This is a genomic window from Pseudomonas sp. NBB (genome assembly GCF_032701105.1).
Lineage (GTDB): Bacteria > Pseudomonadota > Gammaproteobacteria > Pseudomonadales > Pseudomonadaceae > Aquipseudomonas > Aquipseudomonas asiatica.
In genome coordinates, this window is sequence record NZ_CP103994.1 from 2,361,692 (window position 1) to 2,376,381 (window position 14,690).

Genomic DNA, 14,690 nt, shown 5'->3' on the forward strand with positions numbered 1-14,690 from the left:
GCCTGCGATTGGGCCGCATAGCGGCCGATGTCGCACGCGCTTACTTAATGAACCGCACCTGGCTGTTGATCTTCTCGATCACCGCCCCCTTGCGTTCGTTGAACCGGGCCTTGTTCTGCTCGAACAGGTTGTTGCCCTTGGTGTCGATGGAGATGATCAACGGGCCGAACTCGCGCACGCGGTTCACCCACAGCGTCTCCGGCATGCCCAGGTCCTGCCATTCCGCACGCTCGATCTCTTCCACCTGGGTCGCCGCCAGCACCGCGCAACCGCCTGGGAACACCGCATGCACTGCCATGTTCTCCAGGCAACCGGTCGTGGTCTCCGGGCCCATGCCGCCCTTGCCGACGATCAGCTTGACGCCGGTCTGCTCGATGAACTGCTTCTCGAACTTTTCCATGCGCATGCTGGTGGTCGGGCCGATGGAGACCATCTCGAAGCTGCCATCGTCCTTCTTCCTGACGATGGGGCCTGCGTGGAAAATCGCGCCGCCGCGCAAGTCGACCGGCAGCTCGCGGCCCAGTTCGATGAGCCGGCGGTGGGCAACGTCACGGCAGGTCACCAGTTGGCCGGTGAGGTAGACCACATCGCCCACGTTGAGGTTGGCCAGGTCTTCGTCGCTGATAGGTGTGCTCAGGATCTTTTTCACAGTACTACCCCTTCGTGCGAGAGGATGTCGTAGGACAGGTCGGCGTTGATGCGGATCTTGCCGCGGCGGTGCGCCCAGCAGCCGGTGGATACCGCCACACCGATGGTGGACGGGTGGCGGGCCGAAGACTCGATGTTCACGCCCATCACGCTGCTGTTGCCGGTCAGCCCCTGCGGGCCGATACCGATTTCATTGAGGCCTTCCTCCAGCAACTTTTCCATCATCGCCGCGCTTTCGTTGGGGTGGCTGGAGTCCACTTCGCGCAGGATGGCCTTCTTCGACAGGCGTGCCGCCGTCTCCACCGAGGTCGACACCCCTACACCCACCAGCAGTGGCGGGCAGGCGTTGACACCGCGTGAGGTAATGACATCGAAGACGAACTCGGTCACCCCTTCATAGCCTTGCCCCGGCATCAGTACCTTGGCCGAGCCAGGCAGGGTGCAGCCGCCGCCGGCCATGTACACGTCGACGATGGCGTAGTCGGCATCGGGGATGATTTCCCAGTCCAGCCACGGGATTTTCGAGCCGGTATTGGTACCGGTGTTCTTCTCGATGAAGGTTTCCACCGCATTGTGGCGCAGCGGCCCCTGGATGGTGGCTTCCCTGGTGGCGTTCTCGAGGATGCCTTCCATCTCGCCCAGCAGCGGGAAGCGCGCGCCCGCCGAGACGAAGTACTGGATGACGCCGGTGTCCTGGCAGCTGGGCCGGTTGAGCTTGTCGGCGTATTCCTGGTTGTCGGCCATCGAGTCGTACACGGCGATGGCCAGCGGGTTGGTTTCGGCGGCGCGCAACTTGGCGGTCTTTTCCTTGACGTCGCGGGGCAGGCGCTTGCCGATATAGGCGGTGAACTTGGCCATCACGTCGGTAAGCGATGACACGGCTGTTTCTTTGTCCATGATTATTTCCTCACTGCATCACAAGGCGGGTTCTTTTTGCTGTTTTTCGAAAGGTCAGGGTGCGGGTGTGCCGGCCTCCATGCGTGCAAGGGCAGGGTGCGGCACAGCGGCCTCGGGTTCGGGGTCGGCCGGCAGCTGGCCGTCCAGGGCCTGGGCCATGCGCTGCTTGTCCAGCGCACCCACCCAGTTGGCGATGGCCACGGTGCCGACCGCGTTGCCGATGGTGTTGGTGATGGCCCGGGCTTCGGACATGAAGCGGTCCACGCCCAGCAGCAGGACCATGCCGGCCACCGGGATGTTGTCCATGGTCGCCAGGGTCGCGGCCAGGGTGATGAAGCCCGAGCCGGTTACGCCGGCAGAGCCTTTGGAGGTGAGCAGCAGCACACCCAGCACGATCAGTTGGTCCATCAGGGTCAACGGTGTGTTGGTGGCCTGGGCGATGAAGATGGCGGCCATGGTGTAGTAGATGCACTGGCCGTCCGGGTTGAAGGTGAGGCCCGAAGGGATCACCAGGCCGACCACAGGCTTGGACACGCCAACCTTTTCCAGCTTGTTCATCAGTTGTGGCACTACCGACTCGGATGAGCTGGTACCCAGCACCGTGAACAGTTCTTCCTTGAGGTACTTGAGGAACTTCCACAGGTTGAAGCCGCACAGCCGGGCAATGGCGCCCAGCACCACCACCACGAACAGGAAGCAGGTCAGGTACATGGTCGCCATCAGTTTGCCCAGCGAAACGATCGAGCCCAGCCCGTACTTGCCCACGGTGAAGGCCATGGCCCCGCAGGCGGCCAGTGGTGCCACGCGCATGATCATGCCGACGATGAAGAACATGCCGTGGGAGAACGCTTCCAGCACATCCACCATCGGCTTGCCGCGCGGGCCCAGGTGGGAGAGGGCGATGCCGAACAGCGTGCTGAACAGCAGGATCGGCAGGATCTCGTTCTTGGCGAAGGCATCGGTCACGCTGCCGGGTATCACATGCAGCAGGAAGTCGATGAAGCCGCCGCTGTTGCCGGCTGCCGCGGCGGTGTAGGTGGAGATACTTTTGGCATCGAGGGTGGCGGGGTCGACGTTCATGCCCTGGCCGGGCTGCACGATATTGACCACCACCAGCCCAAGCACCAGGGCAAAGGTGGACAGCACTTCGAAGTAGATCAGCGCGCGTACGCCGACGCGACCGAGTTCCTTCATGTTTTCCATCTTGGCGATGCCCAGCACCACCGTGGCGAAGATGATCGGGGCGAAGACCATCTTGATCAGTTTGATGAAGGCATCACCGACGGGCTTCAGATCAGCGCCAACCTGCGGCCAGAACACCCCGATCAGCACCCCGAGGGTTACGCCGATCAATACCTGTACGTAGAGCTTGCCGAACAATCGCTTGGCCATTGCCGTCTCCGAATTATTGTTGTGAGTCGGATTTATCTGGCGGCCGGGCTGCTCGTGAGGGTGCAGGTCACACCTGGCCTTGGCGGCCGAAGAGCCCAGCTTTCTTGTGGTTAATCACGCAGGGCAAAAGGTAATGGTTTTTCAAAAATGCTGTAATACAATGAAATTCAACTCATTGTTTCCCTCAGGTTAATTATGAATCCGGTATCGGAGCTGGCGTTCTTCACCCAGCTGATCAGGGTGGGTAGCCTGGCGGGCACCGCTCGCGAGCTGAACTTGACCCCGCCAGCGGTCTCCAAGCGCCTGGCGCAGCTGGAACAGCGCCTGGGCGTGCGCCTGCTAAACCGCACCACACGCAGCATCAGCCTTACCGCCGAGGGCGAGACTTACCTGGTGAATGCCAAGCGCATATTGGGCGAGATCGAGGAAATGGAGCGGCAGGTGTCCAGCAGCCGTGCCGAGCCCAAGGGCTTGCTGCGGGTCAATGCGCCGCTGGGCTTTGGCCGTACCCATGTGGGGCCGGCGGTGTCGTCGTTTGCCAAGCGCTATCCCGAAGTGGAGGTGCAACTGCACCTGACCGACCGCCCCATTGCCCTGCCGAACGACGCCATCGACGTGGCCATCCGCTTTGGCGAGCTGCCCGACTCGCGGCTGATCGCCCGCAAGATCGCAGCCAACCGCCGCCGATTGTGTGCGTCGCCCGGTTATCTGGAAGCCCACGGTACCCCCGAAGCGCCGAAGGACCTGGCCAGCCACAACTGCATCGTGTTACGCCAGAATGACGCCGCGTTCGGTATCTGGCGGCTGAGCCGCGGCAAGCAGAGCGAATCGGTGAAGGTGCATGGCAGCCTCAGCACCAATGATGGCGAGGTCGCCCTGAACTGGGCGCTGGACGGGCAGGGCATTCTGTTGCGGGCCGAGTGGAACCTGGCCGATCACCTGCGCAGCGGGCGCCTGGTGGAGGTGCTTGGCGATTACCAGACGCCGCCTGCGGATATCTATGCGGTGTACCTGGAACGCCTGAACCTGTCGGCCAAGGTGTCGTGTTTCGTCGAGCACCTGAGGGCATTCTTCCGCCAGGGGGACAGCCTGGCAGCGTGGCATTGAGGCCTTTACCACAGGCGATCGCGTTATACTCCGCGCCTTTGCCCATGCCCGGAATCCGCCCATGCGCCAGGTTTTGCTCATTGTCGATGTCCAGTCCACCTTCAGCCCGCCCGAGTGGCTGGTCGATGGCCTGCGTCGGTTGTCGGCCAACATCCCCACCATTGCCTCGGTCGAGTTGCACGATGAACAGGTCACGCCGTTCGAGCGCCAGCTCGGCTGGCACCCGGCGGCGGAGGACGAGAGCCTGGTCGAAGCCGACCAGGTGTTCGTCAAGCATGGCTACGGGCAGAGCGCCGAGGCCATCGACTACATCAGGCAACTGGGTGTGGAGCGTGTGCTGGTATGTGGGTTGCAGACCGAAACTTGCGTGCTGGCCGCCGGTTTTGCCCTGTTCGATGCGGGGCTGATGCCCACTCTGGTAACGGACATGACTGTAGGGTCTTCGCTGGACAGGTCGGGCAAGCTGGGCATCGACCTTTGGAAGCATCACTTCCGCCAGGTCACTACCTCGGCCGAGGTGCTGGCCGAAGTGGCCTCACGAGGCTAGTGCATGCAGTCATCATGCGGGCATGCATTTGCGCTGCGCTGTCACGTAGAGAACTGAATTCGCAAGCGGTCCGCGTACCCTGTGGGAGCGGCTTTAGCCGCGAAGAATCCAACGCGGTGCATGGCACCGGCTGCGCCGGTGTTCGCGGCTAAAGCCGCTCCCACAGAGTCCCTGCTAATTCAATGAGTCATGTGCAGTTCTGTGGGAGCGGCCTTGTGTCGCGAAAGGGCTGCAAAGCAGCCCCGGCAATATGTGCAGCGCAGCTGAAATCGAGGGGCTGCTGCGCAGCCCGATCGCGACACAAGGCCGCTCCTACACAGAACGCGTCGCAAGGCGAAAACCTCAGGCCACATCCACCAGCACGATCTCGCTGTCCTCGATGGCGGTCACCCGCAGCACCTCCTCCTGCTCGATCGCCACGCCATCGCGCGCCTTGGCCCGCAGCCCGTTGACCTCCACCAGCCCCTTGGCCGGCACCAGGTAACCCCGGCGAGCGGTATCGAAGCGGTACTCGGCAGTTTCACCGGCCCGCAGGGTGGCAGCCACCAGCCGCGCATCGGTGCGGATCTGCAGGCTGTCCTCATCGCCCGCACGGCCGCTGGCCAGGGTCACGAAGCCTTCGCCACGCTCACCTTTGGGGAACGGCCGGGTACCCCATTGCGGTGCTTCGCCGGTGCGCTCCGGCACGATCCAGATCTGGAAAATACGCGTGTCGACGTCTTCCAGGTTGTACTCGCTATGCACGATGCCAGTGCCGGCGCTCATCACCTGCACGTCACCGGCTTCGGTACGGCCTTTGTTACCCAGGCTGTCCTGGTGACTGATCGCGCCTTCACGCACATAGGTGATGATTTCCATGTCGCGGTGCGGGTGCGGCGGGAAGCCGCTGCCAGCAGCGATCAGGTCGTCGTTCCACACCCGCAGGTTGCCCCAGTGCATGCGCGCCGGGTCGTAGTACTCGGCAAACGAGAAATGATGGTGGGCGTCGAGCCAGCCGTGGTTGGCGTGGCCGAGGCTTTCGAACGGTCGCAGTTGCAGCATGGTCGTGCTCCTTGAATCAGTGGAATGAGGCCATGATGCGTCAAAGAAGCATCGAAAATAAGCGTAAATATCGGCTTAAAGCAATCAGTAAAATTGATTTAATGCAATAGAGTGTTTTATTCGCTTCATCGCCTAATCCACTGATCTGCAAGCATTCGCTGGCGATTTTTTGTCGATGCGGCGAACATGCCCGCTGATTTTGTTTTTCAACGGAGTGACCGTGGCCCACGAGCAACCCCAGGCCCCCGCCGACCTTACCCCTCCTGCACAACTGCCTTGGTTTCGCCGCCTGGCGGCCCGCCTGCTGGGGCGTGGCCTGACCCGCCTGCAGGCCCAGCACCGCGACTCCTGGTTCCTCGGCCACGCCAGCGGCCAGCGCAGTGGCCATGCCGATGGCGTGCGTGAAGGGTTCGAACGCGGGCGGGTGGAAGGTTACGAGGCCGGGCGCCAGGTGCTGGTGATCCGCGACACCCGGCCAGACACCGCCGCCGTACCGGGCCGGGATGACAACCTGTTCGATGACTGGCGCCTGCCGCTGACTGCCGAGCTGAAAAAGCGCTTCAAGGCCGATGTCGCCCAGCGTCTGCCCGCCGAGGCGCAACCCAGTGCCGCGCAGTGGAAGCTGATATTCAGCGACACACCGTCCACCTGCGTGGTGGCAGGGGCCGGGGCGGGCAAGTCCACCTCGCTGGTGCTGCGCATCCTGCTGTTGCGCCACTACCTGGGCTACGAGCTGGATGCGATGACCGTGGTCACCTTCACCCGCGAGTCGCGCAAGGACTTCATCAAGCGCCTGCTGCAGGTGTTCGCCCTGTGGCAGATCAACCTGCAACCGCTGCAGGCTCGCGAGCTGGTGCGCACGTTCCATTCGCGCATCCTGCCGCTGGTGCGCAGCCTGCCGGGTTTTGGCCAGGTGCGCGCGTTCGAAACGCTGGGCAACGAGATGCCGGCCGGGCGTGAGGCCGAGGCCGAGAGCAACCCGTTCGACCTGCGCCTGAACGATGCCCAGCGCCAGCAACTGAACCAGTGCTACAGCACGCTGCTGGGCGAGAGCCCGCGTTTTGCCGAGCTGGTCGGCCTGTTGCGCAGCGAAGCCCTGCAGCTGAAGCCGCTGGACCCGAACAACCCCGATGTGCAGAAGCGCGCCCAGGTAACCCAGCTGGCTGCCCAGCGCGACGAAGAGCTGTGCGACGTGATCGAAGACCTGTGGTTCGCCGCCGGCGCCTGGCCGATCAAGGGCATCGAACCCTGCCGCGAGACCATCGAGATTCGTGGCAGCCGCTTCCATGTGCATGGCCGTCTGGCCGGCCAGGGGCCTCTGCTCGTGCTGGGCTTCGACCCGGCGGAAAGCGCGCAGTACCAGCGCCCCGGTGCCAAGCTGGCAGTGCGTGCCGAGTGGGCGGTCAAGCGCACCCTGTTGCAGGCCTTCTGCGACCAGCCGCTGATCTGGCTCGACAACTACGCCATGGCCCGGCGCCTGGCAGCGTCGCTGGCCGGTGATGCCGTGGCCGGCCCCGGCTTCGAATACAAAGTCAAGGGCGAACTGGCCCCGGCGCCGCTGCTCGATGCCTTTGTCGGCGCGGCGAACTTCATCGAGAACCTCGGCCTGGAGGTGAACACTGCCGTCGCGGCGATGAGCTTCCCGTCCGGCGACAGCGATGCGCTGTTCTTCGAGGCCCTGGCCCTGTACTGGAAGGCCCTGGAGGCGCACCTGCTGGACCAGTCGCCGCCGGTGATGAGCTACAACCGCATGTTCGCCTTGTTCGGCGAGAACAACCCGGAAAACCTGCAACTGCTGCCCGACCCGTTGCTGCGGCCGCTGGCGCACCTGATGATCGACGAGTTCCAGGACGTGTCACCGCAGATCGTCAGCTGGCTTCGCGCCAGCCTCGCCGAGATCCGTCGTCGCGGCCCGGCGATGCACACCGGGCGCCATGCCCAGCATTCGTCGCTGCTGTGCGTGGGCGACGACTGGCAGTCGATCTACGGCTGGCGTGGCAGTTCGCCCAAGTACTTCATGGAATTCACCAAGGCCTTCCCGTCGCCGGCCAACACTCGGGTGATGCTGGTCGACAACTACCGTTGCCAGCAGCAGGTGATCGACGCGGCCGAGCACCTGGTCAAGGGCACCCCGGCGATAGCCGGCAAGAAAGCCCGTGCCAGTGGCCCGGCGGCCGAGTTGCCAGGCTCGCCGGTAAAAGTGTTCGACCGTGACGAGGCAGCCCTGGGTGAAACACTGATCGAGCACTACCAGCGTGGCGAGACGGTGATGATGCTGTACCGCAAGGGCAGCGACAGGGCGCTGATGAACGAGCACCTGCAAGGCGTGCTGCACGCCGAGGCGGCGTTGCCGGCCGAGCAGCGCCGGCTGCGCCAGTTGACCTACCACAGTGCCAAGGGCTTGCAAGCCGATGCAGTGTTCATGCTGGGCGACTGCCAGTACCTGACCAGTTCACCCTACAAGAACCAGGTGTATCGCCAGGCCGGGCTGGGCAAGGCCGGTGATGCCCAGCCGTTCGATACCGCGCAGAAGGAAGAGGTGCAGCGCCTGGCCTACGTGGCGGTAACCCGCGCGGTCAGGCACTGCTATTGGCATGTGGAGGCGGCTAACGCAGAGGCGGCGGCAGCGCCGCGTGCGTCGAGCCAGGTGGATGGGCGGCAGGCCTTCTTCGAAGACCTGCGTGGTCATTGATCAGCTTTCAGGCATCGAGGATGTCTTCTTGCCGGGTAAGGCTCAGCAATAGCCCGGCTTCCACCTCCTCCTGTGCCTTGGTCAAGGCTTCCATAGCCTTGAAATACGCTTTCCCACTGAGCGGAACCCGGCGCAGCGTGCCGTTTTCGTCCAGCGCAAGGCCAGGCATTTCCGGGGCCAATGCCCGTATTATCGATTTGTCCAGGTGCGTGATCGCCTCCTGGCTTTCATCCAGGCAATAAAAGAGGTAATCGAGGCCAGGGCGCCAGAAGTCGGTAATGGCCTCGAACTGGCTGGCATATTTGCGCTTGAGGTAATCAACCCAGACCGGTCGTTCGCTTATCCACAGTTGTCGGGCAGTGGTGTCGGCATCGAGTTCGACCACGGCATCGCGCACGTTGTCGATGATCTGCTGGTTGATCTTGGCGAGGTCCCTATAGAGCATGCCGCTGCTGGGTTCTGGAAAATCGAGGTCTTCGCTCAACGACTGGCGCAATGCCAGGCGGACTTCAATATCGTCGACCAGGCCTGTGGTCAGGTCCGCATCGGGGAACGCCGCCGCGACATCCAGTACGTCACGGTCCGGTAACTGACCAGCATGTTCCTGCAGCGCCCGCTTGCGCAAACCGCGTTGCAGGCTGATGCGATCGGCCAGTTCGTTGACTTTCTCGCGACGGTACAGCTTGCGATAAAGGTCGAGTATCGGCTTTGCCGTGTCCTGTGCTTCCCCAGATACCTGGTGGATCAGCAACTCCACTTCCAGGGCGCTGAACGCATCGGCGCCGGCGTCACCGCAAGTGGGCGGGAAGATTTTCGCCACCTCGTTCAAACGCTCGCGCAACACCGCGTCCCCGTGGGCCTGCTCCAACAGTTCCCACACTCGGGCACGCAGGCTTCGCAGATCTCTTCGCGCTTCCACCGAGTCGGTCAGACGCTCCAACACCGCTTGCAGGTCGCCATTGTCGTTCTGATCGAACAGGTCGGACCACACCTGTACCTGATGATCGGTTGCGGAATCGCGCCAGAGCCGTTGCCACTCCTGCCTTTCGGGCGGGTGCTCGAAGATGTTGACGCCTCTTGCGCGCAGTTGCCTGGCCGGCTCGGCTTCCAGATTGTTGTAGTTGAAAAGCCAACGGCGATCGCGCACGCGCGCTGCGACGTCCCGCACATACGGACTGCGCAGGATGTTTACCAGGTCCGGAACATTGGGAATGTGGTTGGACGAGAGGTTCAGGTAACGTAACTGGTACTGTCGCTGGTTCATCAGGGTGCTCAGGCCAGGGGGAAAGGCATGCAGCTGAGTTCTGTCCAGATCCAGGTGCTGCAGCCGCGCCATGTAGCGCACATCAGGCGCGTGTTGCAGCGAGTTGAAGCTCAGGTCCAGTTGCTGCGGATGGATCATGTCCTGGAAGCGTGTGGCGAGGTTTTCATCAAGCGTGATGCGATTTCGACTCAGCTTCAGGATATTAAGCGGCTGATCGCAGAGGAAAGCCAATGTCGCTTGATCCAATGTAAGGTTGTTGCCGGTCAGGTTCAGTTCGCGCAAGCCTGGCATCGCTGCCAGCACTCGTTGTGCGGTGGGTGAGAGGGTAACAACGGTATTGTTGGTCAGGTCCAGTGTTTGCAGCTTGGGCACCGCTTCGAGCGCTTCGAACAACGCTTGCGGGTTGATTGTCGCGATGTTGGTCACTCTCAGCACTTGCAGGTTGGGGAAGCATGACAGGAACGCCCTGTCCAGTCGTTGCAGTTGCAGATCGTTCAGCTTGAGTTCACGGATGTAGGGCAGGCTCGCTGTGATCGCTGGCAGCTCGGATATTTGTATCTTCTCCAGAACGAGCGTGCCCAGTTTGGCTGAACCCTCCCGCCGCCAGGCCTCTTTGAGGCTTTCGGCGCATTTTTCTCGATCCTGGCGCCTGAAGATGTCAGGGGCGCTCTTGTACCAACTTTCCAGATTGCTATCCAGCGTTTGCCACTCCGTCTCCAGTTGCTGAATTGCCGAGCCCAGGTCACGGGTCCGGCTCAATTCGTCGCTCAGGGCGGTGATTTGTTTGCTATTCAGAGAAGGGAAAAGTCGATTGAGCCGACTTGTCGCGGCGGATGTGCTGATTGCTGCTCCTCGACCACTGAGCGGGTAACCGATTCGCCCATGTGCCAGGCGCATGGGCGAGCGAAAGCCTGGCTTGATTGATTGCTGGCCAAGCAGCACGGCGCAGCCCGATCGGTCGGCGACGGCGCTGGCGAACAGCTCGGCTTCACTCGCCTGCGGCTGTTCGGCTACCAATGCATCGCGCAGCAGCTGGCTGTCGGCATTGGCCAGGTCTGCTCGGTACAGGCCGGTCAAGGCACGATCGAGGCGGGCGCGGGCCTGCAGGTAGCGGGCTTCTTCAGCCACGCGCAAGGGCACGCGCCCGTTCTTCAGGCGTTCGCGTTCGGTGCTGTCGGCATGTGCGACGAGCTCTTCCAGGGCATTGTCAGGCAAGCCGGGGAACTGGCGGCCCAAGGTCTGTGCTTCGTCGCCAAGCGGTGCGCGATGGCTTTCCAGCATGCTCGCGAAGATTTCGTGACGACGTGCTGTCAGGTGGTTGGCCAGCAGCTCGTTCAGGGCGCCCGGGCGCTGCTCTACTGGCGTATCGGGTAGCAGCTGCTGTATGACATCTTCATCCATCCCCGCCAGGACAATCTTGCTCAGTTCGCCATCGTCAAGCTCTTCGCGGCCGATCTCGATTTGTACTGTGTCTGCTTTTGGCTGCGCACCGAAATAGTCTGCCTCCCCCCATTTTTCGGCACCGGTGAAGACCTTCAGCCTGTAGTTCTCGGGCCAGCCAGGCAGCTGTACCAGTTCCGGCAGCGCGAAGTTCATATGTGCAGCCAAAGGCTGGCCATGACGTACCCGGGTGATGATGCCCTCCACGTCGTCAGCCAGTCGCAGGCGCAGCAAGGTATCGGCCAGCAGAGGCGGCGGCTGCGAGCCGGTGACCTGGCTGCGACGCAAGGTGTCTGCGTCGACTTCGGTAATGCGCAAGGCGGCAAGTTGGTCCGATGCATCCAGCCCCTGGCCGAACCGGCCCAGCCCCTCGAGCAACTGCGCATCGTCCCATTCGAGCGGGTTGTCGTGGGCCAACTGCCAGCGCTGGTCGCCGAGGTTGCGCAAGGCCGGAGTGTAGGCATCGGGGGCGTCCGGGTGGCGCACATGCCACTGTCCGTCGGTTTCGAACACCTCATACAGTTTGCCTTGAAGCCAAACGTGGGTTTTGCCATCGATGATGTAGAGCCCTTGGGCATTTTTCTGCACACCCACCGGCAACGAGCTCGAAGTGCTGTAAGGGCCCATGTCTGGGTGCCAAAGCCGTTCGCGGCCACCTTTCCAGACGCTTTCCAGCGCATCGACGAACCCCGATGCCTTGAGCGCTTTGCTGCCGACGGCGAAACCGGCAATCACGGCGGCATTGATGGCCAGCGACTCGAGTTGTTGCAGCGCTTCCTGGGTATCGCCTTCTTCCCAGGCTTCGAACCCGGTGAACACCGAGTCCATGAGGTCGTAGGCAAATACCCCAAGCATCGCGGCATCCAGCCCAGGCACGAAGAAGGCGGCCACGTTCAGTACGTTCATGCCTGCGTCCAGCCAGTGCTGCAGCCGTTCCTTGCGTGCCTTGGCGTCGGCATCGGCGGTCGGTACTGCAATTGCTCTGGCAGTTGCCTTGACGCGGCGCTTGTGGTCTCTGTAAAGCACCTGCCAGATAGGAAAGGCCAGGCGCGTTCGTTTGAAGTGCAGCTCAGGCTTGTTCTTGGGTTTGCGTGTGGAGGCGTCGTGCTCGAACAAGGCATTTTCGAGCTTGCGGCTGAGCTCGACCTGGTTGTCCTGGTCAGCGAAGCTGATCAAGTGCTGGCGAAACGTGGTTTGCACCAGGCGTTGACGCATGAGTGAGCCGGCTTTTTGCAAGGAAGCGAACTCCCTTACCGGGTGTTCGGAATCGTGGGGAATGTAGAGCATGCAGGGGTTGGTCTGGTCGGCTTCATCGGGGCCTATCAGCAGTACGCCATGAAGCGGGATGCCGAACAGGCTGAAGCGCCAGCAGCGAAGCTTGTGTTCGCCGTAACGCGGCGTGCTTTCGTTGTCGCATAGCTGTACCAGAGCATTGTGGCCTTTGAGCGTCAACAGGCCCTTGAGGTAGGCGATCATTGCCTCGATTTTCAGTGCCTGCTGGCTTGCATCGATCCACTGCTGTTCGATCGCGGCCTTTCTGGGGCCTTCATAAATGCCCTGCAGGTGGTCTTGATACTGCTGGCCCAGGTTCAGGCTTCGGCAAAGGTTCACGAACGCTTCGGGCTCGAGCCCGGGAAGTGAGGCGACGTTGTCCGTGCCAAGGGTCAGGGTGTCGAACGGGCCCACTTCGTCGGGCCCTTCGAAATTGTGCAGTGCGGCCTCCAGCAGCGAGCGCTTCTGTGGCGGCCCTTCGGGGCGCTTGATGTACGTATCGTCACCGCCGAGTGAAAAATCGAGGCCTGGGACATTTTCCAGCGTGGTGTACACCTTGAACGGCTGGTGCAGGTACTGGGCTTTGTCCACTTCGACATCCGGGCCCAACCGGCCCTCGAGCAAAGGCTTGCATAATTCGCTGATCTGCCTGAAGTCATCGAGCAAGGCTTGCAGCGCTTTGAACCCGGCATTGCGGGCGCTGATCAGCTGTCGTAAACGCGCCTGGTCTTCATCGCTGGCTGCAGCGTACCAGGCGTAAGGCGAGCCGTTTTCGTCGAGGTAGTCCTTGCGCACGCTCTGCACGACGCGGCGGGTATGGTCGGGGTGCATCGTTCGGCACCAGGTAGGCAGGTTACGGACAATCTGGGCCTGATGGAAAGGCACGGGTGTGCTGGTCATGCTGAATACTCCGTGGTCAATGGAGGCGCCAGTCGACAGGTTTCGCCTTGGCATGCGGTGGTATTTAGTTGAATGCGCAGGTCGGTTCTGTGCACGAGAGCGTCGGTAGGGGAGCAGCGCGGGCAGGGCTGTTGGGAGATGGTGGCGCAAGGCATGGGGTAGGCATGTCGTGTGGATGACGCCGGCGTGTGGGGTATGGGTCGGTGTCATGTGATGCCTGGCCATGGGCCGGCGCTCTATCAGGGAGAACTAAGATGCATTCGCTGTGCAGTCCCAAGGATCACCTGCTGGACCTCGACGGTATTGAAATTGCGGTACGGACCTGGGGGGCGGAGGACGGCATCCCGGTGCTGGCCCTGCATGGCTGGCTGGACAACGCCGCCTCGTTCGAGCGCCTGGCACCGATGCTCGACGGCTGCTTCGTGGTTGCCCCCGACCTGGTGGGCCACGGCCGCTCGGACCATCGCCGCCACGACAGTGGCTACTACCTGTGGGAACATGCCGAGGACATGCTGGCGGTGGCCGACAGCCTGGGCATGGTGCAATTCCATGTGCTGGCCCATGGCATGGGCACCGGGGTGGCGTCGCTGCTGGCGGCCATGACCAGCGGTATTGCCAGCATGACCTTCCTCGACGGCATGGGCGCACCGTTCACGGTGGCCGAGGACGACCGCGTGCAGCACCTGGCCCGGGCCTACCGGCTCAAGCGCATGGTGCAGCGCAGCCAGTTGCAGGGTTTTGCCGAGCCGGACGTCGGCCGTTTCGAGGACCTGGACACGGCCCTGGCACAACGCCGCGAGCGCCTGGACACCGAGTTGTCGGAAGAGGCGGCACGGCTGCTGGCGCTGCGCGACCTGCTGCAGCTGGGCGAGGGCTATTGCTGGCGCCACGACCCACGCCTGGTGCTGCCCGAACCCATGCCGCTGACCGAGCGCGAAGCCTGCGACCTGCTCAGCCAGATCCGTTGCCCGTTGTACCTGCTGTTCGGTCGCCAGGGGGCATTCACCGGTGAGGCCTTTACCCGGCGCCAGGCGGCTTTGCCCAGCCAGGCGAAGATCTCCTGGCATCCGGGCGGGCACCACTTCCACCTGGATGCGCCGGACCGGGCGCTGGTCGATCAACTGCTGCGCATCCTCGCCCGCCATGAAGGGGGTGTGCTGCAACGGTTGGTAAACGAGTAACTGCATATGGTCATGCCATGCGCACGTGGGCTATGGTGGTGAATCTAATCGGGCTTGCGTGATCCCTTGTGGGAAGTTGTCCAGCTCTTTGGGCTGCGCTGTCGCGCAGATAACTGAATTCGCAAGCGATCCTCGTACCCTGTGGGAGCGGCTTTAGCCGCGAAGAATCCAACGCGGTGCATGGCACCGGCTGCGCCGGTGTTCGCGGCTAAAGCCGCTCCCACAGGGGCCCTGCTAATTCAATGAGTTATGTGCAGTTCCATGAGAGCGGGCGAAGCCCGTGCCATTCACCGCAACGCCTGATTCGCG

At 62.5% G+C, this 14,690-nt stretch carries 9 protein-coding genes; 4 read left to right on the top strand and 5 right to left on the bottom strand.

The window, feature by feature from the left end:
- Positions 1-40 precede the first annotated feature (40 nt).
- The 3 genes from ttdB to NY023_RS10995 are packed head-to-tail and all read right to left on the bottom strand — an operon-like array spanning position 41 to position 2,937.
- The gene (gene ttdB / locus NY023_RS10985; protein ID WP_013972066.1) at positions 41-649 is read right to left on the bottom strand and encodes a L(+)-tartrate dehydratase subunit beta; all 609 of its coding nucleotides are present in this window, start codon (positions 647-649) and stop codon (positions 41-43) included.
- A complete protein-coding gene (gene ttdA / locus NY023_RS10990) occupies positions 646-1,545 on the bottom strand; it encodes a L(+)-tartrate dehydratase subunit alpha (RefSeq protein ID WP_013972067.1) in 900 nt (299 codons plus the stop codon). The genes ttdB and ttdA overlap by 4 nt, the downstream gene beginning before the upstream one ends.
- 54 nt (positions 1,546-1,599) lie before the next feature.
- Positions 1,600-2,937 carry a dicarboxylate/amino acid:cation symporter gene (locus NY023_RS10995; RefSeq protein WP_013972068.1) on the bottom strand — a complete coding sequence of 446 codons (1,338 nt, stop codon included), beginning with the start codon at positions 2,935-2,937 and terminating at the stop codon, positions 1,600-1,602.
- Between the two features lie 195 nt (positions 2,938-3,132).
- Here NY023_RS10995 and NY023_RS11000 point away from each other — a divergent pair, with 195 nt between their 5' ends.
- Entirely contained in the window at positions 3,133-4,044 is a 912-nt protein-coding gene (locus tag NY023_RS11000) for a LysR substrate-binding domain-containing protein (protein ID WP_013972069.1), read from the top strand.
- A gap of 61 nt (positions 4,045-4,105) precedes the next feature.
- Positions 4,106-4,591 (top strand): isochorismatase family protein, encoded by a 486-nt coding sequence (locus NY023_RS11005; RefSeq protein WP_013972070.1) that lies wholly within the window; start codon positions 4,106-4,108, stop codon positions 4,589-4,591.
- Positions 4,592-4,933: 342 nt separating this feature from the next.
- On the opposite strand, the gene NY023_RS11010 is transcribed toward NY023_RS11005, so the two are convergent.
- The gene (locus NY023_RS11010; RefSeq protein WP_013972071.1) at positions 4,934-5,632 is read right to left on the bottom strand and encodes a pirin family protein; all 699 of its coding nucleotides are present in this window, start codon (positions 5,630-5,632) and stop codon (positions 4,934-4,936) included.
- A gap of 175 nt (positions 5,633-5,807) precedes the next feature.
- Between NY023_RS11010 and NY023_RS11015 the strand changes: the two genes are divergently transcribed.
- Positions 5,808-8,324: a UvrD-helicase domain-containing protein gene (locus tag NY023_RS11015; protein WP_044046962.1), complete on the top strand. Its 2,517-nt coding sequence runs from the start codon at positions 5,808-5,810 to the stop codon at positions 8,322-8,324.
- Between the two features lie 7 nt (positions 8,325-8,331).
- Here the strand turns inward: NY023_RS11015 and NY023_RS11020 are convergent, their stop codons facing one another.
- Positions 8,332-13,200 (bottom strand): NEL-type E3 ubiquitin ligase domain-containing protein, encoded by a 4,869-nt coding sequence (locus NY023_RS11020; RefSeq protein ID WP_316927898.1) that lies wholly within the window; start codon positions 13,198-13,200, stop codon positions 8,332-8,334.
- Between the two features lie 254 nt (positions 13,201-13,454).
- Here NY023_RS11020 and NY023_RS11025 point away from each other — a divergent pair, with 254 nt between their 5' ends.
- Positions 13,455-14,381 (top strand): alpha/beta fold hydrolase, encoded by a 927-nt coding sequence (locus NY023_RS11025; protein ID WP_013972074.1) that lies wholly within the window; start codon positions 13,455-13,457, stop codon positions 14,379-14,381.
- Positions 14,382-14,690: the final 309 nt, after the last annotated feature.